The following is a 26175-nucleotide window of genomic DNA, read 5'->3' as shown; positions in this document are numbered from 1 at the left end:
AAGGGGCACGGGACACATGATTTTTAAGGTCGGAGACACCGTCGTTTACCCCCACCACGGAGCGGCGCTGATCGAAGCTATCGAAACTCGCACCATCAAAGGTGTGCAGAAGGAGTATCTGGTCCTGAAGGTCGCCCAAGGCGACCTCACCGTTCGGGTTCCCGCCGAGAACGCTGAATATGTCGGTGTTCGCGACGTGGTCGGTCAGGAAGGTCTCGATAAAGTCTTCCAGGTACTGCGCGCGCCGCACACCGAAGAGCCGACCAACTGGTCCCGCCGCTACAAGGCCAACCTCGAGAAGCTCGCCTCCGGCGATGTGAACAAGGTGGCCGAGGTCGTTCGCGATCTGTGGCGTCGTGAGCAGGACCGTGGCCTCTCCGCTGGCGAGAAGCGGATGCTGGCCAAGGCCCGTCAGATCCTGGTCGGTGAACTCGCCCTTGCCGAGGGCACCGACGACAATCGGGCAGCCATCATGCTCGACGAGGTTCTCGCGGCGGCTTCCTGACCGTGAATACATCACGCGACGACATCCGTGTCGTGGCGTTGGTGCCTGCCGCTGGCATGGGCGTCCGTCTAGGGGAATCACTCCCCAAGGCTTTCGTTCCTGTCGGCGGCAGTCCCATGCTCCGACTCGCTGTACACGGTCTGATCGCCTCCGCGGCGGTGGACCATGTCGTGGTGATGGTCCCGGCCGAATTGGTCGACGACGCCCGCGCACTGCTGCCTTCCGGGCCGGTGCCGGTGAGCGTGGTCGTCGGCGGGGCCGAACGTACCGATTCCGTTCGGGCCGGTCTCGCGGCCGCCCCGGACGCCACCCATGTGCTCGTACACGACGCGGCCCGTGCCCTGACGCCGCCGTCGTTGATCGCCCAGGTGGTCGCCGAGCTGCGCGCGGGACGTCGGGCCGTGGTGCCCGCACTGCCGGTGGCCGACACCATCAAGTCCGTGGATGCCGCGGGGGATGTGACCGGTACGCCGGATCGTTCCGCCTTGCGCGCCATTCAGACTCCGCAGGGCTTCGAGGCGACAATTCTGCGCGACGCCTATGCGAGCGATACGCGGGCGACCGATGACGCGGGTCTGGTGGAACTGCTCGGCGCGACCGTACACACGGTGCCCGGCAACCCGCTGGCATTCAAGATCACCACCCCACTGGACCTGATGCTCGCCAATACCCTTGTCGCACAGGGCGGCCATGGGCTTGGCCACAAAAGCCCCCTTGACACGCCCGCCAGCCCGCTTGACACATCGAGCGACTCCCGTGACATACCGAGCGATTCCCGTAATACGGCGGGCGACACTCCCGAGGTTCCGGGCAATCGATTCGATAATCCACGTGCGGCGGTGGGCACGCCGTGATCGACCCGACCGCGCTGCGCGTGGGCATCGGCTCCGATGTGCACCCGATCGAACCCGGCCGGCCCTGCTGGATCGCCGGACTGCTGTTCGACGGCGACAGCGGCTGCGCCGGACACTCCGACGGCGATGTGGCGGCGCACGCGCTGTGCGACGCACTGCTGTCGGCGGCGGGGCTCGGCGATGTGGGCGCGATATTCGGCGTCGGGCGCCCCGAGTGGGCGGGCGTCACCGGTGCGGCCATGTTGAAAGAAGTTCGGCGGCTGCTCAACGAAGCGGGCTACACGATCGTCAACGCGGCTGTACAGGTCATCGGCAATCGGCCCAAGATCGGGCCGCGCCGCACCGAAGCTCAAGAAGTGCTGGGTGAGTTACTCGGCGCTCCGGTGTCGGTCTCCGGCACCACCACGGATGGCCTGGGGCTGACCGGTCGCGGCGAGGGCATCGCGGCAGTCGCCAACGCCCTGCTCTGTTGTCGCTCCTGAATCTCGTCGTTCCGGCGTGCTCGCGGCCGGAATCCACCGCGATCAGTTGAAGCAGTGCGGCGGGTGGATCCCGGCCGCGAGCACGCCGGGATGACGGAAGAGACTCGCACCGAACCCGTTACCCGCTCCGCCCGTAATACGCAACATCTCAACAGCTAGGATGCCTTGTCGTGACTCTGCGCCTGTTCGACACCGAGACGCGGACCCTGCGTGACTTCACGCCGCTGGTCCCCGGCCATGCCTCGGTGTACCTGTGTGGCGCGACCGTGCAGGGTGAACCCCACATCGGCCATCTGCGCAGCAATATCGCCTTCGATGTATTGCGGCGCTGGTTGTCCGCTAACGGATTCGATGTGGCCTTCATTCGCAATGTCACCGATATCGACGACAAGATTCTGCACAAGGCCGCCGAGGCCGGACGGCCGTGGTGGGAATGGGCCGCGACCTATGAGCGCGCCTTCGACCGGGCCTACCACACGCTCGGCGTCCTGCCGCCGTCCGCCGAACCGCGGGCCACCGGGCACATCACGCAGATGGTGCGGATGATGCAGCGGCTCATCGAACGCGGGCACGCCTACGCGTCGGACGGCAATGTCTACTTCGACGTGGTGAGCTTCCCCGACTACGGCAAGCTGTCCGGGCTCAAGCTCGATGAAGTGCAGCAGGGCGAGAGCGCGGGGACCGGTAAGAAAGACGCGCGCGACTTCACGCTGTGGAAGGCCGCCAAACCGGGTGAACCGAGTTGGCCGTCGCCGTGGGGTCCGGGACGACCGGGCTGGCACCTGGAATGCTCCGCCATGGCCGAGTACTACCTCGGGCCGGAATTCGATATCCACTGCGGTGGAAAGGATCTCGTCTTTCCGCACCACGAGAACGAGATCGCCCAGTCGCGCGCGGCGGGCGATAGGTTCGCCCGCTACTGGCTGCACAACCACTGGGTGACGCTGTCGGGTGCGAAAATGGCGAAATCGCTGGGCAATACGCTGTCGGTCCCCAATGTGCTGGAGCGGGTGGGGGTTCGGCCCGTCGAGTTGCGGTACTACCTGGGCAGCGCGCAGTACCGCTCGGTCCTGGAGTACTCCGATCAGGCGCTGAGCGAGGCCGCTCTCGGCTACCAGCGCATCGAGGCGGTCATTCGCCGGGTCGTCGAACGCACCGGCGAGGTTCCGATCGGCACCTGGACCCAGAATTTCGCCGACGCGTTGAATGAGGACCTCGGTGTACCCAGGGCGCTGGCCGAGATCCATCACCTCGTACACGAGGGCAATAAGGCCCTGGAGTCCGGCGACCTCGAGGGTGCGCGCACCCTCGCCGGACAGCTGCGGGCCATGCTGAGTGTGCTGGGGGTGGATCCCCTCGACGCGCAGTGGGACGCGCCCGCCGACAACTCCGCGGCACTGGCGGCCCTCGATGTGCTCATCGGCGCGGAGTTGGAGCGACGGCAGACCGCCCGCGCCACCAAGGACTGGGCCACCGCCGACGCGGTGCGCGATCGACTGAAGGCGGCGGGTGTCGAGATCACCGATACCGCCGAAGGCCCGGAATGGGCGCTGTCCAAGGAGTCACGATGAGTGCTCGGACCATGGCGAGCGCGGTCGGGAGCAATACGGAATTTCATCAGGGCGCAGCCGCACGCTGCGCCGACCGGGTGCGGGTCGCCCGCATGACACGGAAGGCGAAGTGATGGCAGGCAATTCGGCACGCCGCGGCGCAGTACGCAAGGACGGCACCAAGAAGGGGCAGGTAGTCGGCTCCGGCGGTAAGCGACGCCGGGGGTTGGAGGGTCGCGGCGCGACCCCGCCCGCCGAGGCGCGCACCAAGCATCCGGCCGCCAAGCGGGCAGCTCTGGCGGCGAAGGCCAAAGCCAAGGAGGCGCAGGGCCGTGGCCGCGCGCCCGGCCGCGGCGCCAAGGGCGACGACGGCCCGGAGCTGGTGCTGGGCCGCAACCCCGTGGTGGAGTGCCTGCGCGCCGGGGTTCCGGCCACGGCGCTGTATGTCGCGGTCGGCACCGAGGCCGATGACCGGCTCAGCGAGGCCGTGCAGATCGCGGCCGATACCGGTATCTCCATCCTCGAGGTGCCGCGCACCGACCTGGACCGCATGAGTAACAACGGTTTGCACCAGGGCGTTGGCCTGCAGGTGCCGCCGTATCGCTACGCGCATCCGGACGATCTGATTCACCGCGTCAACGATTCCGGTGAATCGGCCCTGCTGGTGGCCCTGGACAACATCACCGATCCGCGCAACCTGGGTGCCGTGGTGCGCTCGGTGGCCGCGTTCGGTGGGCACGGCGTGGTCATTCCGCAGCGTCGCAGTGCCAGTATCACCGCCGTCGCCTGGCGCACCAGCGCCGGTGCGGCCGCTCGGCTGCCCGTCGCCCGGGCTACCAATCTCACTCGTACGCTGAAGGATTGGGCCAGCCAGGGCTACCAGATCGTCGGGCTCGACGCCGACGGCGATACCACCCTCGATGATTTCGACGGCACCGCGCCGACGGTCGTCGTGGTCGGTTCCGAGGGTAAGGGCCTGTCTCGACTGGTTCGCGAAACCTGCGACTCCATCCTGAGCATCCCCATGGCCGGACCGGTGGAATCGCTGAACGCCTCCGTCGCCGCGGGCGTGGTGCTCGCCGATATGGCGCGCCAGCGCCGTCGCTGAGCTCTAGCTGCCTGAATAACTTGGGCCGCACCATGATTCGCCCTCGTCTGGGACCGGAAAGGTTGCAGCCGGGGGCGAAGTTCGTCGGCGCGCCGCGCCCGACACCGCGCGTAAGGCAGCGGTTCCGGGGGTTGAAACCGTAAAATCAGCCCGGTGTCCATTGAGCATCAGCCCATCGGTACGCCGATCGAGCATCCGCATGCGACCACGGTGCTGCTGCTCGGAACATTGAGCGTGTTCTGTTGTGGCGCACTGGGTCCGGTGGCGTGGGCGCTGGGACGGCGGGCGATGAACGAAATCGACGCGTCCGGGGGTGCGTTCGGCGGACGGATCCAGGTAATGGTGGGTTACATCCTGGGGATCGTCGGGACGATCCTGATGATCTTCGTGGCGTTCCTGTTCCTGATGATGCTCATCGGCGGCGGAGCCTGAGAGCTCAGTCCAGGCGGGGCTGGTCGCGGTCGGTCAGCTGATTCTCGGTATCCCAGGCGGGCCATTCTTCGCTGACGCTGCCGGACCATTTGGGCGGTCGGCGATCACGCAGGGCGGCCAGGCCCTCACCGCCGTCGGCGCTCTGGGCGACCAGGCCATTGAGGTCGGATTCCAGGCGGCCCACGGTCTCCGGGGTCATCCCGAGGCTCTCCCACAGCAGCCGCTTGGACAGCGCGGCCGGCAGCGGGGCGGAGCCATTGGCAATGTCGTGGGCGACGGACAGGGCGGTCGGCAGCACCTCACCGCCGGACAGGCTGTTATTGCAGAGACCGAGCGCCGCCGCTTCCTCACCGTCGAAGGTGCGGCCGGTGAGCAGGATGTCGGCGGCATTGGCCATCCCGATGAGACGGGGCAGGGTCCAGTGCGCGTAGCCGTCGGCGATCGCGCCGCGGCGCACCTGGTTCAGGCCGTACACGGCATCGCGGGCGAAGTACCGCAGATCGCACTGCAACGCGATCTCCAGACCGATACCGACGGCATGACCGTTCACCGCCGCGATCACCGGTTTGCGAATACGGAAGGGCGCGGGGTCGATGAGGCCACTGACCTCACCGACCTTCGCGGACAGATCCGCACCGGCGCAGAACGCGGGCGGCGTGCCCGTGATGACCACCGCGCCAATGGCGTCCTCGGTATCGCAGCGGCGTAGCGCCGCACCCAATTCCGCCGCCATCGCGGGGGTCAACGCATTCTGCTGTGCGGGCCGATTGAGCGTGAGGACCGCAACCCCACCGGACACATCAACTTGCAGATCCGAACCCATGGCAGGCATCCTACGTGCCGTTCAGCTACCTCCGTGCCGACAATTCACAGCCGGAGCGACACGGAGGCAGCGGATTCAGCGCAGGATTTTGCGGCCGATGGCGTACTTGTGGACCTCGGTGGGGCCGTCGTAGAGGCGGAAGGCGCGCATATCGCGGAAGATCATCTCGACCACGGTCTCATCGCTGATGCCGATGCCGCCGAGTACCTGGACGCAGCGGTCGGTGACCTTGAACAGTTCCTCGGAGACAAAGGACTTGGCGATCGACGATTCGTGCCGCGCCTTCTCGCCCTGATCCATCAGCCAGCAGGCGTGCCAGATGGTGAGGCGGCACTGGTGCAGCGCGATCTCATTGTCCGCCAACATGAACGACACACCCTGGTGCTCGCCGATGGTCTTGCCGAAGGCGGTGCGGGTCTTGGCGTAGTCGATGGCGATGGCCTGGGTACGCTCGGCCGCGCCCAGCCAGCGCATGCAGTGGGTGAGGCGGGCCGGAGCCAGCCGCAGCTGGGCATAGCGCAGCGCCTGACCGGTCTCGCCGAGAACGGAGTCCTTGGGCAGCACCAGATTGTCGAACCGCACCACCGCGTGACCGCCGACGTAATTGCGGTCCATGGTGTTCATGACCCGCTCGATGACGATGCCGGGGTTGTCGCCGTCGCACATGAACAGCGTCGGGCCCTCGGGCAGGTGCGGGTTGGCGGCCAAGCGCGCCATGATGATCCAGGTCTTGGCACCGTCGGCACCGGTGATCAGCCATTTGAGGCCGTTGATGGTGAAGTTCTCGCCGTCGAAGGTGGCCTCGGTGGCCAGCTGATTCGGATCGGAGCCCGCGCCGTTCGGTTCGGTCATGGCGAATACCGAACGCTGATGGCCGTCGATGACCGGCCGCAGGTAGCGCTCGACCTGCTCGGCATTGGCGACCTTGGAGAGCAGGAACATATTGCCCTCGTCGGGGGCGGCGCAGTTCATGGCGACCGGGCCGAGGGTGGACCAACCGGCGGCCTCGTAGAGCACGGCCTGCTCGATATGCGACAGACCGCGACCGCCGAGTTCGACGGGCGCCTGGATGGTCAGCAGCTTCTCGGCGCGAGCCAGTTCGACCAGCTCCTGGCGCAGCTCATCGGTGGGGCCGTGCGCGGTCAGCCGCGGATCACGCTCGTACGGCACGATCTTGTCGATGACGAACTGCCGTACCCGATCGCGTTCGGCGGCGAGCTCGGCAGGAATCGCGAAGTCGATCATCGTTGGTCACCATTCATTCCGGGATGCGTGAGCTGAGCATACGACGGGCCGCACCACAGACTGAAGGCACCCGCCCGCAGAAGCTCGCCGATACCGGGTCGCAGCCGCGCGCACCACGCTGAACAGCACGTCAGCGAGCCGCGTCGTGGGCCGCCCCCAGCGCGATTCCGAGGCACATCCCCACACCCATGCCGAGCGCGAGGTTGTCGAAGACGAGCAGGCCCAGGACGACGCCGAGACTCATACCGATAGCCAGCCCGGTGGTCAGCCCATTGTTCCCAGTGCCATTCGCCGCGCCCGCGGGGTCATTGTCACCCTTGTTCTCACCCACGGGGCCGTCATTCTCGTTCTCGCCCATGGGCCGATTGTCCCCTCTCGGCGGGCGCGCGACAGCTCGGGTCAGGGCGCGAGGACGCGGCGCAGAAAGCGTTCGACCTCGGCACGGTAGGTGGCGGGCTGGTCATCGTGGACCAGGTGACCGGCGTCGGGGACGACGATATGCCGGGCGTCGGGATGGACCTCGGCCATCTCGCGCATCTGTCCCGGCGGGGTGATGGTGTGTTCGCCCTCGATGAGAAGGGCCGGAACGGTGATCGACCTCCATTGGGTCCAGAAGTCGCGGGTGCCCCATTCCTCGGAGATATCGCGGAAGGTGGCGACCTCGCCGTGCAGGCGGTAGCCGTCGGGGCCGTGGCTGAATGAATCCAGGAAGTAGCGACCCGCGACCGGGCCGAAGAATTCCAGCATGGCGGGCTCGTCCGGGAACGGCTGCGGCCAGGCCGCGATCATGGCGGCCCAGTCGTCGGCGGTGCGGCCCCGGAAATCCGGGGCAATGTCCTCCACCACCAGCGCCCGCACCCGGTCCGGGTACGCGGCAGTGAACATCCAGCCGTGCAGCGCGCCCATCGAATGTCCGATCACCACCATGGGTTCGGCAATGGCGGCGGTGCCCGCGGCGAGGTCGGCCACGAAGGCCTCGGTGGTCAGTTCGGGCGGTGTGGGCCGTCCGTGCCCGGCCGCGTCGAAGGTGTACACGTGCCCGAATTCGCGCAACCAGTCCACCTGCGTGCGCCAGGTGCGCGCACTTCCCATCAATCCGTGCAGCAGCAGGATCGGGGTGCCGCTGCCGCCTTCGTCGTACAACACGATTCCCACTATGGCAGCGGCGGTAGCCTCGACCCCATGGCAGTCGTCAAGATCAATGCAATCGAAGTTCCCGAGGGTGCGGGCCCCGAGCTGGAGAAGCGCTTCGCCGCCCGCGCGCACGCCGTGGAGAACTCCCCGGGTTTCCTGGGCTTCCAGCTGCTGCGCCCGACCGCCGGTGAGAGCCGGTACTTCGTTGTCACGCAGTGGGATTCGGAAGCGTCCTTCGAGGCGTGGCGGGACGGTCCGGCCCGGGCGGCGCACGCCGGTGAGGCTCGCAAGCCCGTCTCCACCGGTGCTTCGCTGCTGGAATTCGAGGTCGTCCTCGACGTTGCGGCCAAGAACTCCTGATCACATGGTGTGTTGACGCCGAGTCTGCGGGGATGCGACAGTTCTGAGTGAACAAGCGATGGTGACGTGGTAACCCGGTGCAAGTCCGGGGCGGTCGCGCCACTGTATTCCACGCACTTCAGCCGTCGGGTCGGGTGCCGGAGAGCCAGACACCGGCACCGTCGCACCCAACTCTCGGGGACGCGAAATCCCCCTAGGAGGATTCGATGGCCATCGTCCACTCCCCCAGCCGGACCAGCGATGCGCTCAATGCGTGGCTCGTCACGGCAGGCGTCGTTCTGCTTGCACTGCTCACCCTGTACCTGGTCGGCTTCGATCAGGGTGCCATCTCGCGCAGCGGGATGTACATGCATGAGCTGATGCACGACGGTCGACACCTGCTGGGCGTCCCGTGCCACTGAGCGATTCCCGAGAACCACTGAGCCGTTCACAGACAGCACTGAGCGGTTCACTGAAAACACTTTTGCTGCGTGGCCTGCTGGCCGGTCTCATCGCGGGCCTGCTGGCGGGCACCGTCGGATTCATTGTCGGGGAACCGAAGGTGGACGCGGCCATTGCCATCGAGGAAGCCCAATCCACCGGCGACGGTGGGCATTCGCACGGTGACGAAGAAGAACCGCTGGTCAGTCGCGAAGGTCAGAAGTTCGGCGAATTCCTGGCACTGGGATTGACCGGGCTCGCACTGGGCGCGATCCTCGCCGCCGCCGCCAATGTGGCGCGGCGGCATACGAATCTGCCGGGACCGAAGTTGGCGCTGGGCCTGGCGGCCGGTGGCTGGCTGGCGATCACGGCGGTGCCGTTCTTCAAGTACCCGGCCAATCCGCCGGCGGTGGGTGATCCCGAGACCATCAACGACCGCACCTGGTTGTGGGTCGCGGTGGTACTGCTCGGATTCGCGGCCGTCGGAATCGGTGTGTACGTATACAAGCTGCTGCGGGGTCAGCTCGAGACGGTACGGCTGATCGGTGCGGTCGCGGCCTTCGTGGCCATCGTCGCGGTCGGTTATATCGCGCTGCCCGGCGTGAACGAGGTGACGGCGGACTTCCCGGCCACGCTGCTGTGGGAGTTCCGGGTGTCGTCACTGACCGTCACCACCACGCTGTGGGTAGCGCTGGGACTGGCGTTCGCGGCGCTGACCGAATTCGCGGGGCGGAAGCAGGCCGTGGAAATCAATGGGGGCGCACGGTAATACGACGAGAGGGCAGTGCCACCACCGGCACTGCCCTCTTCGTATTCGGCGCTCCGAATGATTCCGCCTGCGATCAGGACTCGAAAGTGGCGTCCAGTTCGATATTGTCGACGCCCGCGAGTGCCTTGCTCACCGGGCAGCCCGCCTTGGCGGCATTCGCGGCGGCGAGGAAGCCGTCCGCATCGATACCCGCCGCCTGGCCGACCACGGTCAGCTTGATGGTCGAAATGCGGAAACCGCCCGCCGGATCCGGACCCAACGACACATCGGCGGTGACATCCAGGCTCCGCGGGGTGGCACCGGCCTTGCCGAGCTCGGCCGACAGCGCCATGGCGAAGCAGGACGAATGCGCGGCGGCGATCAGCTCTTCCGGGCTGGTGGTGCCCTCGGCATTGTCGGCCGAACGCTTCGGGAACGACACGTCGTACTTGCCGGCACTGGAGCTGCTCAGCTCGACCTGACCCGAGCCGTCCTGCAGCCCGCCGGTCCAAGCGGTGCGCGCGGTACGTGTAGGCATCACTGTCCTTTCGTGAGATGAAAGCCGTACGCGTCGAACCTACCCCGGTTGTGACGAGAGATTGGGCGGTCCCGCTCATTCCGGATTCGTCACCCTCGCAAGCACTATTCCGCCGACTATCAGAGCCAAGGCCAGCGCACGTCCCGCACTCAGCGGATCCTTGTGAATCACTGTGCCGAGCGCGCTGGCACCGACCGCGCCCATACCGGTGAAGACCGCGTAGGCGGGGGCGGCGAGCGGAAATTCCAGCGCGGCCGCGAGGGCGGCGTCGTGCTGGGTCACGCAGGTGCGCGAGCGCCGGGTCCTCCCTGGCATTGGCGAGCTCGGCATTGATGAAAAAACCGTGTCCTCGACGGCGAGTGGCCCGCGAAGAAGTCGCGTAGGAAGCGCTCCTGGTGGTCGAACCTCGCCTTGGGCGCGCCCGGCGAGTAGGACCCGCCGCGCGCGGTGGAGACCACGAAGCGGGTGGGGGCCAATGACATTCGGGGGAAGGTGATCTGGTCCTGCCAGGCTTTGAGGGTCGCCGGGATCGAGTAGTTGTACATCGACGTTCCGATGAGGACGACATCGGGCCGCACTGTCGTGAAATCGGTGGATCCCGGCGCACACCGGGAGGACGGAGGACGAGCCGAGGTCCGTCGCGGTATTCGCCCCGCCGTGTCGCCGCGTTGCGCTCGAGCGCTGGCGGAATGTCGTTCAGGCGTCGGGGTTGGCGGCGCTGCGCTCCTCGTCGGTGAAACCCGCATCCGGAGTACCGCCCGGGGTCTGTAGGCGGGCGGTGTACTGCGAGGCGGCGCGGAAGACGCCCGAAACGCCCTGGGGTGCAGCGGCATAGGTAATGGATTGGTTGGCCGAGAAGCCCATTCCCGTGCCGATGGCGACCGCGTCCATATTCGCGCCGAGGAACAGAAAGTTCCACCGGTAGGTGTCCTGCTGCTGGGTGATGAGTGACTTCACCGCGGTGTGGCTCCACTCCCTGCTGGAGTTCTCGTGACCATCGGTGAGGACGACCACGATGACGGTGCCGGGGCGCTCGTGCTCGGGACGCTTGGCCAGTTCTGTCCCGATATCGGTAATGAGGCGGCCCGTCGCGTCGTACAGGGCCGTCATGCCCCGCGGTTGCAGATTCAGCGGCGGCACCTCGGCGAGTGGCCTGTTGGCGTAGACCAGCTCGTACTCGGTATCGAACTGCGCCAGCGTCACTTCGATGCGCCTGGGCACCTCACGCTGCTGGTCCATATAGGCGGCGAAACCGCCTTCGGTGTCGGATTTGATGGACTGCATCGATCCCGAACGGTCGAGCAGTACCGCTATGAGTGTGAGATCAGGATTGGTCATGGCAAACCCCCGAGACGATTCTTCCGAACCGCACCAACCGTACGCCGGGCACCCGACACCGGCTTGCAGTTTCCCGGCGCCCACGGTCAGGTACCGATGCCACTCCTGGCTACCGCCTCGATGCCGTGGTCCGACGCCTCCAGAGCAGTAGACCGCTGACGATCATGCCCACCACGACGACCCCACTCGCCACGATGGTCACCATGCCGGTCGTGGAGATCCCATCGCTGTTCTCTTCAGCGGCCGCGGACGTCTCACTCGTCTTCGGTGTGGCGTTCTCGCCGGAGACTCCGCCCGTCGAGATCTCCTCGTAGCGCGGACCCGGTTCGGCGTCGCCCGCCACCGTGACGTCCATGCGGATCGGCACCGCATCTGTCGTCTCGGCCGGACCGACCTTCACGGCAATGTAGTACCAGCCGGCGACGCTCTGATTATGGTCCGCGAGCTCTTCGGAGGTGCGGTTGTTGTAGCGCACCGGCAGCGTCGCGAGTGCGGGGTCGGAGGTCGGCAGCACCCTGGCATCGCCACCGTAGGACGAGAATGCGTGCTGGATCTCGTCGCGGAACGGCGAGTACAGCGTGGTGGTGATGTTCGAGAGACCGTCGCGCCCGTGCGTGCTGGTCGCCTCGTAGTTCACGCGGTAGGCCAGGCCTTGACCCCAGTCGAGCCGCACCCGATAGAAGACGAACTCACCACGCTGGATGGTGTCGGTGTAGCTGCCGGAGCCGCTCAACGCGCCCGCCACATTGAAAGAGCCGCCGCCGACCGCCGACACGGCGTCGCCGGTGGGTTCGACGAAGGTCGTTTTCGCGGTGGCCGCCGCTGGCCCGGCATCGGTGACCCCGGGTTCGATGCCGAAGAGGAGCTCGATCGGCATCCGTTCGGGCATATTGTCGGCGATACCGCTCCACTCGGTCGCGAAGTAGTAGCGACCGCCACCACGGCAATGATCAGAGCTGCCACCGGTTTTCGGCTTGGTCGCACCGTCCCACGGTGTGGAGACGGTCAGAGCCACGCCGTGACTGGAATTGACGACCGACTCGAATTCGAACTCGTTGCAGTCCTTGCCGTCGGCACCGAAGACACGGACCGCGAGCGAGCTGGTGTCGCCATTCGGTGCGTCGTGGGGTATCCGGGGAAAGGACAGGGTGCCGCTGAAGTAGGCGGTCGCGCCCTCCGGCACATCCAGCGCGTAGTAGCGCTTTTCCTTTTGGCCGATTGTGTCCAGGTACTGACCCGCCGTGGCCACCGGCGCGTCACGATGGGTCGCGGTACCGGTGATGGCCGTTCCGATCGGCTTGTACGTGCGCAATGCCGCCTGGCTCACCCGAGGCAGGACGCGCTGCAGCGACGCGCCATCCACGGCATCGGTGTAGGTGCCGCCGGTTGTCTGTGCGACGCAGGTCAACTGCGCACGGGACGCCGCGTCCACCCCGAATCCGATCGCGTGCACAACGACCTTCGCCCCCTGCTGATTCAATTCCCGCGCCACCTCACACGGATCCGGTGGGGCACAGGTGTCTTCACCATCGGAGACCAATACGATCGACCGCGGACCCGACTGCGGCAACGCCGCCGCGGCCGTGCGCAGGGAGGTGCCGATGGGTGTGTAGCCACTCGCCACGATCCCGTCCACGGCGGAGGTCAATACGCCCTTGTCAATGGTCTGCGCTTCGCGCAGGACCCGCACATCCTGGCACCCGGCAGCCTGCTCCGCATCCGACGAACCGGTACCCGTCCCGTACACGGTCAAACCGACCTTCGACTCGGCCGGTGCCGTACCCACGAAATTCCGCACCGCCGTCTTGGCCGCGTCCATCTTCGATCCGCCGCCGGGATCCGCCGCATTCATCGACCCGGATGCGTCCAACACCAGCATCGTGGGGGCGTACTCCTGCTCCGGCTCTTGCGCCTGTGCGGGGAGTGCGACCGATAGCAGACCGACAAGCCCGGCGGTGAGCAACAGCGACTTCGCGAATCTCGACATACTCTCCAGCGCCCATGGTCGAACAAGGTCAACCGAACCTACCCCGGTCGGGCGGACAGGGTCGAACTCACATGTGGCCGGTGCTGAAGCCGCTTCTCCGCCTGTGGGTGTAGTCCTCGAGTCGGAGGAAATCGGGGTGTGGGTCGGGGGGATTCCCGATACCGCGACCAGCGGCGTTCCGGCAGGGTCGAGGGTGCGCAACTATGCCCCACGAACGGAGAACGGACATGCTCGTCCCCGGTGTGACTGTCACGGTGATCGGACTGGTCGTGGGGATCATGTCCGGGGTGGTCCTGCAGCACGGACCGCTGCTGCGATCGATGATCGGTGGTGTGGTGGGCGCGTGGGCGGGGTTCGCCGCCGGGGCACTGATCGGGTGGCTGGTGGATTCGATACTGCCCGCCGGGTCCTACGGGACGATGTTCGGGCACGCATTGGCGGTGCTGGGCGCCCTCGGATTCGTTACCCGGCCGGTCAGCGCCAGTAGTTTGTCGGTCTTTCGGCCCTGACTCGGCACGGGTTACGTATCCTGTTGGGCGATATCGTATTACGTGAGGAGACCGACATGGTTCGGTCCGAACGGCCCGTGGCCGTCGGTGCGGATGCGCCGATCTTCGAAGTCATGCGGACCATGCGCGCCATTCGACGGTTGCGCCCCGATCCGGTACCCGACGAACTGCTCATACAGCTGATCGAGGCTGCCACCTGGGCCCCCAGTGGCGGCAATGGGCAGGGTTTCCGATTCGTGGTGGTCACCGACCGGGAGCGGATCGCGGCGGTCGCGAAGCTGTGGCGGGAGGTCACCACGTTCTACGCGGAGGCCTTCGGCCGGATTCGCCCGCCCGGTATGACTGCGGAGGCACACGAAAAGCTCGGCGCCGCGATTCTTTTCCAACGCGATCACTTCCACGAGACACCCGCGCTCATTGTCGCCTGCCAGGACACTTCGGAGCAGGCAGCGGGATTCCGCGGCCAAGCCGGACACGTATTGGCCACCATCGCCAGGCTCGGACCTCGACGCGCCCTGACCATCCTGCGCAACACCCCCCGCGCGACCTCACTCGGCAGCGCGGCCAGCACCTATCCCGCCGTCCAGAACCTCCTACTGGCCGCCCGCACACTGGGCCTGGGCGCGACCATCACCACCTGGCACCTACTCCTGGAATCGGAATTCAAAGCAGCACTGGACATTCCGAAATCCGTACAAACCTACGCGATCATCCCGATCGGCTGGCCACGCGGCAAACTCGGCCCCACCTCCCGCCGCCCACCCGCCGAGGTGATCCACCGCGACCACTGGTGATCATCAGCTGACGAACACCTGGCGAAGGGCTGCGCCTGAACAGCCGAAAGCCCCTCTCACACAAGGTGAGAGGGGCTTTCGGCATACTTCTTCTCGCCCGGAGGCGGGGCCCTACTCGGTCGTGGCCGTGGCTTCACCCGCGAGGGCGACGATCGGCTTGTCTTCCTCGGCCGACTTCTTGGTCAGCCTCGCCCGGGAGGCGAAGGTGAACTTGGCCTTATCGCCCTGGCCTTCGCCGTCCCAGTTCTCGACGTCGACCTTCACGATCTGACCGGCACCGAGCTCGCCGAAGAGGATCTTCTCCGACAGCTGGTCCTCGATCTCACGCTGAATGGTGCGACGCAGCGGACGGGCACCGAGCACCGGATCGAAACCGCGCTTGGCGAGCAGGCTCTTGGCCTGGTCGGTCATCTCGATTTCCATATCCTTGTTCTTCAGCTGCTTGGCGACGCGGTTGATCATCAGGTCCACCATCTGGATGATCTGATCCTGGGTGAGCTGGTGGAAGACGATCACGTCGTCGATGCGGTTGAGGAACTCGGGGCGGAAGTGCTTCTTCAGCTCGTCGTTGACCTTGAGCTTCATCCGCTCGTAGTTCGAACCCTCGGCGTTGGACTGGGCGAAGCCCAGGCCGACAGCCTTGGAGATATCCGAGGTACCGAGGTTCGAGGTGAAGATCAGCACCGTGTTCTTGAAGTCGACGGTACGACCCTGGCCGTCGGTGAGACGACCGTCCTCGAGGACCTGCAACAGGGTGTTGTAGATCTCCTGGTGAGCCTTCTCGATCTCGTCGAACAGCACCACCGAGAACGGCTTGCGGCGCACCTTCTCGGTGAGCTGGCCGCCCTCCTCGTAACCGACGTAGCCCGGAGGGGCACCGAAGAGCCGCGAGGCGGTGAAGCGGTCGTGGAACTCGCCCATATCGATCTGGATGAGCGCGTCGTCGTCGCCGAACAGGAAGTTGGCGAGGGCCTTCGACAGCTCGGTCTTACCGACACCGGACGGACCGGCGAAGATGAACGAGCCCGAGGGACGCTTGGGATCCTTCAGACCGGCACGGGTACGGCGGATCGCCTTGGAGACGGCCTTGACGGCATCCTCCTGGCCGATGATCCGCTTATGGATCTCGTCCTCCATGCGGAGCAGACGGGTGGTCTCCTCCTCGGTGAGCTTGAAGACGGGGATACCGGTCCAGTTGGCCAGCACCTCCGCGATCTGCTCATCGTCGACCTCGGCGACCACGTCGAGATCACCGGAGCGCCACTGCTTTTCGCGCTCGGCCCGCTTGGCGACGAGCTGCTTCTCCTTATCGCGCAGCCGCGCGGCCTTCTCGAAGTCCTGCGCGTCGATGGCGCTTTCCTTCTCCCGGCGCGCATCGGCGATCTTGTCGTCGAATTCGCGCAGGTCCGGCGGTGCGGTCATGCGACGGATGCGCATGCGCGCACCGGCCTCGTCGATCAGGTCGATCGCCTTGTCCGGCAGGAACCGGTCATTGATGTAGCGATCGGCGAGGGTCGCGGCCGCGACCAGCGCGGAATCGGTGATCGAGACGCGGTGATGCGCCTCGTACCGGTCACGCAGACCCTTGAGGATATTGATGGTGTGCTCGACGGTCGGCTCGCCGACCTGCACCGGCTGGAACCGGCGCTCGAGCGCGGCATCCTTCTCGATGTACTTGCGGTACTCGTCGAGGGTGGTCGCACCGATGGTCTGCAGCTCACCGCGGGCCAGCTTGGGCTTGAGGATGGAGGCCGCGTCGATAGCGCCCTCGGCCGCGCCCGCACCCACCAGGGTGTGCAGCTCGTCGATGAAGAGGATGATGTCGCCGCGGGTATTGATCTCCTTGAGCACCTTCTTCAGGCGCTCCTCGAAATCACCGCGGTAGCGGCTGCCCGCGACCAGGGAACCCAGGTCGAGCGTGTACAGCTGCTTATCCTTCAGCGTCTCCGGCACTTCACCGTTGACGATGGCCTGTGCCAAACCCTCGACGACGGCGGTCTTACCGACGCCGGGCTCACCGATCAGCACGGGGTTGTTCTTGGTACGGCGGCTCAGCACCTGCATGACGCGCTCGATTTCCTTCGAGCGGCCGATGACCGGGTCGAGCTTGCCCTCGAGGGCGGCCTGGGTCAGGTTGCGACCGAACTGGTCGAGCACCAGCGAGGTGGACGGCGTGCCCGCCTCACCACGGGTGCCGGATTCGACCGGCTCCTTGCCCTGGTAGCCCGACAGCAGCTGAATGACCTGCTGACGGACCCGGTTGAGGTCCGCGCCCAGCTTGACCAGCACCTGCGCCGCGACACCCTCACCCTCGCGGATCAGGCCGAGCAGAATGTGCTCGGTGCCGATGTAGTTGTGGCCGAGCTGCAGCGCCTCGCGCAGGCTCAGCTCCAGCACCTTCTTGGCACGCGGGGTGAAGGGGATGTGACCGGACGGGGCCTGCTGACCCTGACCGATGATCTCCTCTACCTGCGACCGCACACCCTCCAGCGAAATGCCCAGTGACTCCAGCGACTTCGCTGCGACACCCTCACCCTCGTGGATCAGGCCAAGCAGGATGTGCTCGGTGCCGATGTAGTTGTGGTTGAGCATCCGGGCCTCTTCTTGGGCCAGGACAACGACACGCCTCGCGCGGTCGGTAAACCTCTCGAACATCGCTCCCTCACTTCCTGCTCCGCTTACTACGGCGTCCGGCGCTTCAGTGTTCGACTGGCCGCCAGCCTGCCATGAAGCCCTGGGGTTGCATCCCCCGCCTCCACTCTAGTTGGCAGGGATCACACACGTCGCCGGTCCACCCTATTGCGAACCGGCGACAACATGGGTCATTCACTCATAACGCCGCTGCTGCGGACTACGTTTCCCTACCGGCTACGCCCACAGCGAACAGGGGCGCTAGCTCCCGAAGAAGGGCGGAATGAACCCGCACGGGACCGGGCGGGGATGTGCGGGGTCGAGCGCGTTGAGGGCGAAAGCGGCGGTGCGGGAGCTGCCGGCAATGGCCATATGGTCGGAGAAATCCGTCGGGCAGCCGTCCTGGACCAGGATATTCGTGGCATTCGGCCCGGGGGCGAACGCGACCGAGGGGAATACCGCCTCGTCGTAGGTGGTGGCGAGATTGGTGTAGGTGACCGACGGTTCGTAAACGCCGTCGGCATTGAGGGCGTTCACGAACTCCGAACCGCCGAGCATCTGCCCGCAGGCCTGGCATACACCCATGCCGATCATGTCGTCCACGGAGTTCGCCTCCGCGCCCAGTTCTTCGCCGAAAGCCCGGATAACCTTCATACCGTCACCGAAGATGCCCAGCCAGGGCGGCGCGATCCCGACGAACTTGTCGACCTTGCCGACGCCGCCGAGCCGTTTGATGTAGTAGTTGCCGACGGTATTGCCCTGGGAGTGCGCGATGAAATCGACCCGGCCCGCACCCGTCGCGGCCAGCACCCGATCCACGAACACACCGATCTGCGCGGCGCTCGTGGGGATCGGTCGCATACCGCCCATGGCCGATAGCGGCCACGGCACATCCAGGCTGCCGTAGGTCAGCGCGTAGACGCAGTAACCCTCATTGGCCAGCAGCGGTGCGTAGGCACCCCAGTTGGTCTGCGCACCACCCGCGGTGCCGTGCAGCAGCACCACCGGATTCGGGTGCGCGGCCGTCGGCGTGCAGGACCAGTCGTTCGCGCCGGGCAGGGAGCCGCCGGGGTTGGTGAGTTCGTAGGGGATTCCCGCGAAGAAGTTGTAGGTGACCGGATATTCGGCCTGAGCAGGTGCGCTCACAGCGGTCCACAGTGCAGCCAGTACCGCCATGATCAGCAGCGATCCCGGCGAGCGCCGAAGCAGCGCACGTCGCATATCCCCTCCAAAAATAGAACACGTTCCGGAAATGTATCCGCAACGCGCTCCCGCTCGCGGCTTTACCGGTGAGTAACTAGTACAACGTGTTCCTTGTAGTTCCGCCGCCCGTCATCCCGGCCGACCCACCCCGTCATCCGGAATGACGAGGGTGGCACGCCGGAATGACGAGAACCGGGATGCGCGAACCCGGGATACGGGAATGACTGGGCGATCGGTGGGCGAGGATGCGCGTTCGAGCTCAGTTGCCGGAGGCAGCCACGAGCGTTCCGGTGGCCGGCTCCCCCGCCGCCTCCGACCTGCCGTGCTGCATACCCGCGACGAACAGGGCACCGATCAGCACCAGGAAGGCCAGGGTGTGCACCAGCGCCCGAACGATATTCCAACGCACCCAGGAGGATTCGAACTGCGCGCGGACCGCGGCCAGATCGACGATCTGCGACGGGTCCCCCGCCGCCGCCAGCTGGTCATTGAGCGGGACGTTCATTCCGGCGGTCACCGCGAAGGCAATTACGTTGACTACCAACGCGATAACGATCCAGATCAGCGTGGTTCGCACATCCTTGCCGAGGTGCAGGAGCGCGGCCAGCACGGTGAAGCCGACGGTGCCCATGAACGCGATCATGAACCACGGGTTGATGATCACCACATTGATCTTCTGCATGACGTCGACCAGGGTGCGATCGTCGCTGCGACCCAGCGCGAGCATGACCGAATTCGCATAGCCGTAGAACAGGCCCGCGATCAGTCCGGTCGACAGGGTCGCCAGCACCAGAGCGGCTATGCGAAGCGCGAACATGAGAAGTCTCCTGACTGGATCCGATCCCCGTGGGAACCACGGGCGATTACGACTTCCAGTCAACCGGGCGAGCATCTGGGTCTCCATCGCCGAGACACTCGCGCGCATCAGCGAGCGTCCACCAGCCCGTGGGGTGGATTCCGGCCAAAAGCACGCCGGAATGACGGGGGGCAGCACACCGGAACGGGGTGGGACGCCGCATGCGGCCGGGTCAGAGGTCCCGGTCGGAGATGACCCCGCTCTGCATGGCCAAGCCCGCCAAGCGAACTCGCTTCTGATTCTGCGGCAGATCCTCCACCCCGAACTTCGCGAACAGCGCCCGCAGGTGGGTTTTGATGGCGTCCACGCTGAGAAACAGCTCGGCGGCGATCTGCTGATTCGAAGCGGGGGTCGCGAAACCAGCATTGTTCTTGTAAGGGCGGCACAGCGCGACCAGGACGGAGCGCTGGGTGTCGGTGAGCGACCGCGACGTGGGCAGCGAACCGGTGGAGGTCTGCGTGATATCGCCCGAAGCGCCGGAGAAATCGTGGAAGGTGACCCGGGAGGTGCCCATTCGGATCACGTCGCCGGGAGCGAGGCGGTGCCGGCCGACGAGGCGGTCACCGTTGATAAAAGTGCCGTTGCGGGAAAGGCCGTCATCGACGATGGTCCAGTGCGCGCCCAGGTACTCGACCGTCGCGTGCAGCCGGGAAACCTCGACATCCCAGGCCAGCGACAGGTCCGCCTGCGGCGAGCGGCCCAGGGTCACACGCGGTTGCTCCGGGGTCAGCATCAACTCGTGCTGTTGCCCCTGCAGGTCCTTGACCCGCAGGAATGATCCGTGAAATGCGGTCACCGCGCCGATACCTCGTCTCTCGAGCCAGCCAGTGACAACGTTCGCACACAATCAATGGTGCCGTGCCGACTCGGCACGAGCAAGATCGCACATCCGAGATGGGTACACACTACCCATGTCCGGTTATGCGCAAAAGGTATGAAAAAACCAACTGCCGCCCAGGCTCGCACGAACACCCGGACGGCAGTCACGATAGGTCTACTTCGCGGCGGCCTTGTTGTAGGCCTCGGTGATGTCCGCGGAGATACGCCCTCGCGCCGACACCTTGTGCCCATTCCGGCGCGCCCATTCCCGAATCGCGGCACTTTGTTCGCGATCGATGGAGACCCGGCTCTTCGGCCCCGTGGTGGTAGCCCCGGCGGCGGTCTTGGTACGACGACGACCGCTCACACGACGCGCGGCGGAAACCCAGGTCTCCAAACCGTCCCGCAGCTTTGCCGCATTAACCGACGACAAGTCGATCTCGTATGAAACGCCGTCAATAGCGAACTCGATGGTCTCGTCTGCGGTGGACTCACCGTCGACATCATCGATCAGGCTAACGGTGACCTTCTTTGCCATGAGATGAACGTCCTCTCGAAATCGTGCGACCCGCAACTAGGCCGATTACCCGAACTCAGAATACCGCTGAATTCCGATACTCCCGAAGTGGGTATCGGCAATGCAATCCGGCGAACTCAACGACTCGACGGACGCACAATTGGAAAGAGTATCGTTTCCCGGATTCCCAGGCCAGTCAGCGCCATCAGCAACCGGTCGATTCCCATACCGGTACCAGTCGTCGGTGGCATACCGTACTCCATCGCGGCGAGGAAGTCTTCGTCGAGACGCATCGCCTCATCGTCGCCGGCAGCGGCCAACCGCGCCTGGTCGACGAAACGTTCGCGTTGGATCACCGGATCAACGAGTTCCGAATAGCCGGTGGCCAGCTCGAATCCCCGAACATACAGATCCCATTTTTCGGTAACCCCCGGTTTGCTGCGATGCTGTCGCGTCAACGGAGATGTCTCAACCGGGAAGTCACGTACGAAAGTCGGCGCATAGAGCTTGTCGCCGTACACGTGCTCCCACAGTTCCTCGACCAGTTTGCCGTGGCCGTAGCCCTTGCCCTCCGGAATTTCCAGACCGACCCGATCGGCAAGTACCAGCAATTCCTCGACAGTCGTTTCCGGAGTCACCTCGACACCGATCGACTCCGACAGCGAGGGGTACATCTCGACCGTCGTCCACTCGCCCGAGAGGTCGTATTCGGTGCCATCGGACAGCGTCACCACCTGGGTGCCGTAGACCTCCTGCGCGACTTCCTGGATCAATTCCCGGGTCATCTTCGCGGAATCATCGTAGGTGCCGTACGCCTCGTAGGTTTCCAGCATTGCGAACTCCGGAGAATGCGTGGAGTCCGCGCCCTCGTTACGGAAGTTCCGGTTGATCTCGAAGACCTTCTCGATACCGCCGACAACACAGCGCTTCAGGAACAGCTCCGGCGCGATGCGCAGGAAAAGCTCCATATCGAGGGCATTGGAGTGCGTGACGAACGGGCGGGCGGCCGCACCGCCGTGCAGGGTCTGCAGCATGGGGGTCTCGACCTCCAGGAAGCCGCGACGTTCCAGCGCGTTGCGCAGCGCCCGGACCGCCGCGACGCGGGTGCGCGCGTTCTCGCGGGCCTCCGGCCGCACGATCAGATCGACATAGCGCTGCCGGACCCGCGATTCCTCGCTCAATTCCTTGTGCGCCACCGGAAGTGGTCGCAACGACTTGGCCGCCATCTCCCACGCATCGGCCATAACGCTCAATTCGCCGCTGCGCGAAGCGATCACCTCGCCGTGTACGAAAACGAAGTCGCCGAGATCGACATCGGCCTTCCAGGCCGCCAGCGCATCCGCACCGACACCATTGAGGCTGATCATCGCCTGCAGCTTGGTGCCGTCACCCTCCTGCAGCGTGGCAAAGCACAGTTTGCCGGTATTACGCATGAATATGACGCGTCCGGCGACACCCACCTGTAGACCCGTCTGGGTATCCGCGGCCAGATCCGGGTAGGCGGCGCGAATTTCGGCGAGGCTATGCGTGCGCGATACCACCACCGGATACGCTTCCCGGCCCTGCTCCAGCAGGCGCTCCCGCTTCTCCTGGCGAATCCGCATCTGCTCGGGAACGTCGTGCTCGACGGCCGTTCGCGAATCGGAAGCAGCGGCGGACTTCGTTTGCCGAGCGGCAACCGAATCCGCGGCGGAACCGGGGGAAGAGGGATCGGGGGTGCTCACAGAGCACCACCCTATCGTGCGCGGGAAATCGTTTTACGCGCCGCCCAACCGATCGGAAGATATAACGACACGGCCACGATCAGAGTACGAAACAAATAAGGAATCAAAGCCACGCGAGGGTGCGGACCTCGCGTGCGAAGTGCGGCGCGGAAGCCGCGACGGTGAGCAACCCGGCCGCTTTCACGGCCTGATAACCGCCCACCAGATCGGTCGCGCGACGCAATCCCAGCTGCTGTAGCGACGCGGCCGCCAGGCTCGAGGTGTAACCCTCCGAGCAGACGATGATCCATTCCATGTCATGGTCGGTGGCCAGTGCCAAGCGCGCCGCACTGGTGGGGTCCAGCCGCCACTCCAACACATTTCGCTCGATCACCAGGGCACCCGGCAGGGTGCCTTCCTTCAGGCGCTGTGCCTGCGGACGAATGTCGACCAGAATCGCGCCCCGCGCCAAGGCCTGCGGCAGTTCATACGCGTAGATACGCTGCAATCCCTGTCGTGCCTGCGCCAGCATGCCGTCGATGTTCAAGTGGCTCATTCCAGTTCGCCTTCGGGCTGGTCGGTGAGAACGGTTCGGGTGCGTCGCAGCGTGCCGTGTCCGGTGACCTCGTAATAGGACATGGCCGACAGCGGCGGGGAATAGGCGTGCACGCTCAAAGTGGGATTCAACGGGCCGAGATCGCCGGCTTCGACATCATCGGCACGGGTGACGTCGTGCACCCAACCGAGTGGAAAAGAAGCTTGATCCCCGGCTGTCAGGGTGCGGCGGCGCAATTCGCGGCCATTCCAACGTAATTCCGAGAGCCCGCCGGACAAAACCGTGAGCGCGCCCAGCGATCCGGCGTGATCGTGCAGTTCGGTGGACTTGTCGGCCACCCAGCTGATCAGCCACAGATCCACCTCGTCGTCGGCGAGCAGCCTTGCGGCCCAACGGTTTTCGGTGGGCCAGAGACCGCTGTCCGGGAGCACGTGATCGTAGCGGCCGGTGAGTACGTCCTCTGCCGCCTCATCGGTCAGACGCAGCAGATCGGCGGGGCGCAAACGGGTGGGAAGTGCCGACGCGGTCGCCCGCTCGGTGACCTCGGGCAGTAGGCGCGAGACACCGTGGCGCGGGTTATCCGCAGCAGAGTTGAATAGCGAAAGAGAAGAGGAACGCATGAGCGAAACTCCAAGGAATGTGTGGTTGGTCGATGGCTTTTTCAGATGCCTCGACACAGCCGAGGCGAATCAGCCTCGACAACACTCCTGGGTGCTCACACGGAAAGTCACGAGCGTGAGTCTAACAGCGGATTCCCGCGAAGCAACACCCACCTGCGGAGACGACTACGTCACGTTCCGGCCGACCGGTCCGTTATCGGCGGCGCTGCTGATTGCGCTCGTACACCAGACGCAGCCCATCCAGGGTCAAATGCGGTTCATGGTGTTCGATGGTCTCCGATTCGGGGACGATCAGCGGCGCGCTGGCACCGGTCGCCACCACGGCCACATCATCACCGGAAAAGGCGTCGAACTCATCACGAATACGGTCGATGAGCCCGTCCACCAGCCCGGCGAAACCGAAGATCGCGCCCGACTGCATGCACTCCATACTGTTCTTACCCACCACCGAGCGGGGGCGCGCCAGTTCCGCACGGCGCAGGGCACTGCGTTCCACCAGCGCCTCGGTGGAGATCTCCACACCGGGCGCGATGATGCCGCCCAGGAACTCACCCTTGGCCGACACCAGATCCACACAGATGGCGGTGCCGAAATCCACCACGATGGCCGGGGAATTGAACCGGTGGTAGGCGGCCAGACAGTTCACGATGCGGTCCGCGCCCACCTCCTTAGGATTGTCCACCAACAGCGGAATGCCGGTTCGCACACCGGGTTCCACCAAGACATGCGGTAGGTGACCCCAGTAGCGGGTGAGCATTTCACGTAGCTCACGCAGTACCGGCGGCACCGTGGACAGCGCCGATACCCCTGTCACCTGATCGACGTCCGCACCGACCAGCCCACGCACCTGCAGGGCGAACTCATCGGCGGTGAACAGCGGATTGGTATGCATCCGCCAGTGCCGCGCCAATTTCGTATGGTCACCGCTGCCGGAGAACAGGCCCAGCTCGATAGAGGTATTGCGGACGTCGATGGTCAGCAGCATCGCTGTATCTTTCCTTCGCCTGATCGGGGCCCTACGTGGTTACACGGCGCTGCCGCTCCGGGCCTGACCGCTCAGGCGAAGACCCGGCCGCGCTCAGGCGATCGACAGCGAGCGCGGGGAGGTCAGGCCGGAACCCTCCGGCGCGTGCGCCGGATCCGAGCCCAACTCCAGCTGCTGGTTGCGATCGTCGACGAATACCACGCGCGGCTGGTACTCCCGCAGCTCCCGCTCATCCATCATGCCGTAGGCAATGAGGATCACCAGGTCGCCCGGATGCACCAGATGTGCTGCGGCGCCGTTGATTCCGATGACGCCCGAACCGCGTTCGCCCGCGATCACATAGGTCTCCAGGCGAGCGCCGTTATTGATATCGACAATGCAGACCTGCTCGCCCTCGAGCAGATCGGCGGCGTCGAGGAGGTCCTGGTCGACGGTCACCGAGCCGACATAGTGCAGATCGGCGTGAGTCACCTTGGCGCGGTGGATCTTCGACTTCATCATGGTGCGCAACATCGTCGTCGCCCTTCCTAGTGAGATGCCTGGGCAGGCTGGTCGGGGGTGGTCGGGTGGCCGTCGATCGGGGTGCCGAGGGTGACGGAAACATTGTCGATGAGCCGGGTGCCGCCGACCCGGGCGGCGATCAGCAGGCGGGCATTGCCGGTGGGCTGCACCGCACCGAGATCGGAGCCCCGCAACTCCAGATAGTCGAGTTCGATGCCGGGGGACGCGGCCAAGACGAATCGAGCCGCCTCCAGAACCTTGTCCGGGCCCAGGCCCGAGGCGTGCACACCCGCGGCCAGCGCCGCCGAGAGGGCGACCGCCAGTTCGCGCTGCTCCGGTTCGAGGAAACGATTGCGCGAGGACAGGGCCAGACCGTCACGCTCGCGGACGGTGGCGACCGCGACGATCTTCGGATTCATATTCAAGTCGCGGACCATCTGCCGAATGAGGGTCAACTGCTGGTAGTCCTTCTCACCGAAGAACGCCTCATGCGGACGGCAGATATTGAACAGCTTCGCGACCACGGTGAGCATGCCCGCGAAATGGCCTGGGCGGACGGCACCTTCGAGTTCGTCGCCGAGCGGGCCGGGGTGCACGGTGGTGCGCGGGCCGACCGGGTACATATCGTTCGCGCTGGGGGCGAAGACCAGTTCGACGCCCTCGGCCTTCAGCAGTTCCACATCCGCGTCGAGGGTGCGGGGGTACCTGTCGAGATCCGCGGCTTCGTCGAACTGCAAGGGATTGACGAAGATCGAGACGACGACGACCTGATTGGTGCGCTTGGCGCGCCGCACCAATTCCAGGTGGCCCTCGTGCAGCGCACCCATGGTCGGCACCAGGGCGACCCGGCGGCCCACCGAACGCAGCGCGTCGACAACCTTGCTCACCACTGCCGGATCGTGCAGCACGGTGAGTTCACCGCGCCGATAGGTGCCCCGAAGTTTCGGATCCATCAGT

At 65.5% G+C, this 26175-nt stretch carries 30 protein-coding genes, 1 pseudogene and 1 riboswitch; of the genes and pseudogenes, 11 read left to right on the top strand and 20 right to left on the bottom strand.

Features of this window, described 5'->3' with window-relative positions; translation table 11 throughout:
• The first annotated feature begins 16 nt into the window (after positions 1-16).
• From NU1_RS03600 to NU1_RS03575, 6 genes and pseudogenes are all read left to right on the top strand, one after another.
• The gene (locus tag NU1_RS03600; RefSeq protein ID WP_067517336.1) at positions 17-505 is read left to right on the top strand and encodes a CarD family transcriptional regulator; all 489 of its coding nucleotides are present in this window, start codon (positions 17-19) and stop codon (positions 503-505) included.
• Between the two features lie 23 nt (positions 506-528).
• Positions 529-1197 (top strand): annotated as a pseudogene (gene ispD / locus NU1_RS03595) (2-C-methyl-D-erythritol 4-phosphate cytidylyltransferase); the annotation flags it as partial.
• A gap of 176 nt (positions 1198-1373) precedes the next feature.
• Positions 1374-1841, top strand: a complete 468-nt coding sequence (gene ispF / locus NU1_RS03590; RefSeq protein WP_067517440.1) for a 2-C-methyl-D-erythritol 2,4-cyclodiphosphate synthase — start codon at positions 1374-1376, stop codon at positions 1839-1841.
• A 170-nt stretch (positions 1842-2011) separates the two neighbouring features.
• The gene (gene cysS, locus NU1_RS03585; protein WP_067517334.1) at positions 2012-3412 is read left to right on the top strand and encodes a cysteine--tRNA ligase; all 1401 of its coding nucleotides are present in this window, start codon (positions 2012-2014) and stop codon (positions 3410-3412) included.
• A gap of 112 nt (positions 3413-3524) precedes the next feature.
• On the top strand, positions 3525-4499 hold the full coding sequence (gene rlmB, locus NU1_RS03580) for a 23S rRNA (guanosine(2251)-2'-O)-methyltransferase RlmB (RefSeq protein ID WP_067517332.1): 975 nt from the start codon (positions 3525-3527) through the stop codon (positions 4497-4499).
• A 153-nt stretch (positions 4500-4652) separates the two neighbouring features.
• Complete coding sequence (locus tag NU1_RS03575; RefSeq protein ID WP_067517330.1) at positions 4653-4931, top strand: DUF4190 domain-containing protein; 279 nt, start codon at positions 4653-4655, stop codon at positions 4929-4931.
• 4 nt (positions 4932-4935) lie between these two features.
• Here NU1_RS03575 and NU1_RS03570 read toward each other — a convergent pair whose 3' ends face one another.
• The 4 genes from NU1_RS03570 to NU1_RS03555 all read right to left on the bottom strand — a co-directional run bounded on the left by NU1_RS03570 (position 4936) and on the right by NU1_RS03555 (position 8145).
• Positions 4936-5754, bottom strand: coding sequence for an enoyl-CoA hydratase/isomerase family protein (locus NU1_RS03570; protein WP_067517327.1), 819 nt, complete (start codon positions 5752-5754; stop codon positions 4936-4938).
• A gap of 75 nt (positions 5755-5829) precedes the next feature.
• Complete coding sequence (locus NU1_RS03565) at positions 5830-6999, bottom strand: acyl-CoA dehydrogenase family protein (RefSeq protein ID WP_067517326.1); 1170 nt, start codon at positions 6997-6999, stop codon at positions 5830-5832.
• Positions 7000-7129: 130 nt separating this feature from the next.
• The gene (locus tag NU1_RS03560; RefSeq protein WP_212761908.1) at positions 7130-7357 is read right to left on the bottom strand and encodes a glycine zipper domain-containing protein; all 228 of its coding nucleotides are present in this window, start codon (positions 7355-7357) and stop codon (positions 7130-7132) included.
• Between the two features lie 41 nt (positions 7358-7398).
• Positions 7399-8145, bottom strand: a complete 747-nt coding sequence (locus NU1_RS03555; RefSeq protein ID WP_067517436.1) for an alpha/beta fold hydrolase — start codon at positions 8143-8145, stop codon at positions 7399-7401.
• Between the two features lie 36 nt (positions 8146-8181).
• Here NU1_RS03555 and NU1_RS03550 point away from each other — a divergent pair, with 36 nt between their 5' ends.
• From NU1_RS03550 to NU1_RS03540, 3 genes are all read left to right on the top strand, one after another.
• On the top strand, positions 8182-8493 hold the full coding sequence (locus tag NU1_RS03550; protein WP_067517324.1) for an antibiotic biosynthesis monooxygenase family protein: 312 nt from the start codon (positions 8182-8184) through the stop codon (positions 8491-8493).
• 22 nt (positions 8494-8515) lie between these two features.
• Positions 8516-8669, top strand: a riboswitch (cobalamin riboswitch).
• A gap of 30 nt (positions 8670-8699) precedes the next feature.
• Complete coding sequence (locus NU1_RS03545) at positions 8700-8894, top strand: CbtB domain-containing protein (protein WP_067517322.1); 195 nt, start codon at positions 8700-8702, stop codon at positions 8892-8894.
• 62 nt (positions 8895-8956) lie between these two features.
• Positions 8957-9682, top strand: a complete 726-nt coding sequence (locus NU1_RS03540) for a CbtA family protein (RefSeq protein WP_245719932.1) — start codon at positions 8957-8959, stop codon at positions 9680-9682.
• Between the two features lie 73 nt (positions 9683-9755).
• On the opposite strand, the gene NU1_RS03535 is transcribed toward NU1_RS03540, so the two are convergent.
• The 5 genes from NU1_RS03535 to NU1_RS03520 all read right to left on the bottom strand — a co-directional run bounded on the left by NU1_RS03535 (position 9756) and on the right by NU1_RS03520 (position 13524).
• A complete protein-coding gene (locus NU1_RS03535) occupies positions 9756-10199 on the bottom strand; it encodes an OsmC family peroxiredoxin (protein ID WP_067517320.1) in 444 nt (147 codons plus the stop codon).
• A 75-nt stretch (positions 10200-10274) separates the two neighbouring features.
• Complete coding sequence (locus NU1_RS39975; protein WP_084520953.1) at positions 10275-10481, bottom strand: SMR family transporter; 207 nt, start codon at positions 10479-10481, stop codon at positions 10275-10277.
• Positions 10478-10744 (bottom strand): NAD(P)H-dependent oxidoreductase, encoded by a 267-nt coding sequence (locus NU1_RS42515; RefSeq protein WP_245719931.1) that lies wholly within the window; start codon positions 10742-10744, stop codon positions 10478-10480. Before NU1_RS42515 ends, NU1_RS39975 begins: the two co-directional genes overlap by 4 nt.
• A 151-nt stretch (positions 10745-10895) precedes the next feature.
• A complete protein-coding gene (locus tag NU1_RS03525) occupies positions 10896-11537 on the bottom strand; it encodes a vWA domain-containing protein (protein WP_170264292.1) in 642 nt (213 codons plus the stop codon).
• Positions 11538-11646: 109 nt separating this feature from the next.
• A complete protein-coding gene (locus NU1_RS03520; RefSeq protein ID WP_067517318.1) occupies positions 11647-13524 on the bottom strand; it encodes a vWA domain-containing protein in 1878 nt (625 codons plus the stop codon).
• A gap of 227 nt (positions 13525-13751) precedes the next feature.
• On the opposite strand from NU1_RS03520, the gene NU1_RS03515 reads away from it, so the two are divergent.
• Entirely contained in the window at positions 13752-14033 is a 282-nt protein-coding gene (locus NU1_RS03515; RefSeq protein ID WP_067517316.1) for a hypothetical protein, read from the top strand.
• Between the two features lie 56 nt (positions 14034-14089).
• Positions 14090-14827 carry a nitroreductase family protein gene (locus NU1_RS03510; RefSeq protein WP_212761907.1) on the top strand — a complete coding sequence of 246 codons (738 nt, stop codon included), beginning with the start codon at positions 14090-14092 and terminating at the stop codon, positions 14825-14827.
• A 111-nt stretch (positions 14828-14938) separates the two neighbouring features.
• Here the strand turns inward: NU1_RS03510 and NU1_RS03505 are convergent, their stop codons facing one another.
• From NU1_RS03505 to panC, 11 genes are all read right to left on the bottom strand, one after another.
• Positions 14939-17482 carry an ATP-dependent Clp protease ATP-binding subunit gene (locus tag NU1_RS03505; RefSeq protein WP_067517314.1) on the bottom strand — a complete coding sequence of 848 codons (2544 nt, stop codon included), beginning with the start codon at positions 17480-17482 and terminating at the stop codon, positions 14939-14941.
• Positions 17483-17719: 237 nt separating this feature from the next.
• Positions 17720-18679 (bottom strand): esterase/lipase family protein, encoded by a 960-nt coding sequence (locus tag NU1_RS03500; protein ID WP_067517312.1) that lies wholly within the window; start codon positions 18677-18679, stop codon positions 17720-17722.
• A 241-nt stretch (positions 18680-18920) separates the two neighbouring features.
• On the bottom strand, positions 18921-19478 hold the full coding sequence (locus NU1_RS03495) for an anthrone oxygenase family protein (RefSeq protein WP_067517310.1): 558 nt from the start codon (positions 19476-19478) through the stop codon (positions 18921-18923).
• A gap of 211 nt (positions 19479-19689) precedes the next feature.
• A complete protein-coding gene (locus tag NU1_RS03490) occupies positions 19690-20313 on the bottom strand; it encodes an FHA domain-containing protein (RefSeq protein ID WP_067517308.1) in 624 nt (207 codons plus the stop codon).
• Positions 20314-20511: 198 nt separating this feature from the next.
• Positions 20512-20874 (bottom strand): histone-like nucleoid-structuring protein Lsr2, encoded by a 363-nt coding sequence (locus NU1_RS03485; RefSeq protein ID WP_067517306.1) that lies wholly within the window; start codon positions 20872-20874, stop codon positions 20512-20514.
• A 116-nt stretch (positions 20875-20990) separates the two neighbouring features.
• Positions 20991-22457 carry a lysine--tRNA ligase gene (gene lysS, locus NU1_RS03480; protein ID WP_067517431.1) on the bottom strand — a complete coding sequence of 489 codons (1467 nt, stop codon included), beginning with the start codon at positions 22455-22457 and terminating at the stop codon, positions 20991-20993.
• A gap of 223 nt (positions 22458-22680) precedes the next feature.
• Positions 22681-23112: a rhodanese-like domain-containing protein gene (locus tag NU1_RS03475; protein ID WP_371859759.1), complete on the bottom strand. Its 432-nt coding sequence runs from the start codon at positions 23110-23112 to the stop codon at positions 22681-22683.
• On the bottom strand, positions 23109-23732 hold the full coding sequence (locus NU1_RS03470) for a cupin domain-containing protein (protein ID WP_067517304.1): 624 nt from the start codon (positions 23730-23732) through the stop codon (positions 23109-23111). The genes NU1_RS03475 and NU1_RS03470 overlap by 4 nt, the downstream gene beginning before the upstream one ends.
• A gap of 193 nt (positions 23733-23925) precedes the next feature.
• On the bottom strand, positions 23926-24717 hold the full coding sequence (locus tag NU1_RS03465; protein WP_067517301.1) for a type III pantothenate kinase: 792 nt from the start codon (positions 24715-24717) through the stop codon (positions 23926-23928).
• Positions 24718-24810: 93 nt separating this feature from the next.
• Positions 24811-25230 (bottom strand): aspartate 1-decarboxylase, encoded by a 420-nt coding sequence (gene panD, locus NU1_RS03460; RefSeq protein WP_067517299.1) that lies wholly within the window; start codon positions 25228-25230, stop codon positions 24811-24813.
• Between the two features lie 14 nt (positions 25231-25244).
• Positions 25245-26171: a pantoate--beta-alanine ligase gene (gene panC / locus NU1_RS03455; RefSeq protein WP_067517427.1), complete on the bottom strand. Its 927-nt coding sequence runs from the start codon at positions 26169-26171 to the stop codon at positions 25245-25247.
• Positions 26172-26175: the final 4 nt, after the last annotated feature.

This window comes from Nocardia uniformis NBRC 13702, assembly GCF_001613345.1.
Classification (GTDB): Bacteria; Actinomycetota; Actinomycetes; order Mycobacteriales; family Mycobacteriaceae; genus Nocardia; species Nocardia uniformis.
This window is presented reverse-complemented; position numbering and strand designations above follow the sequence as displayed.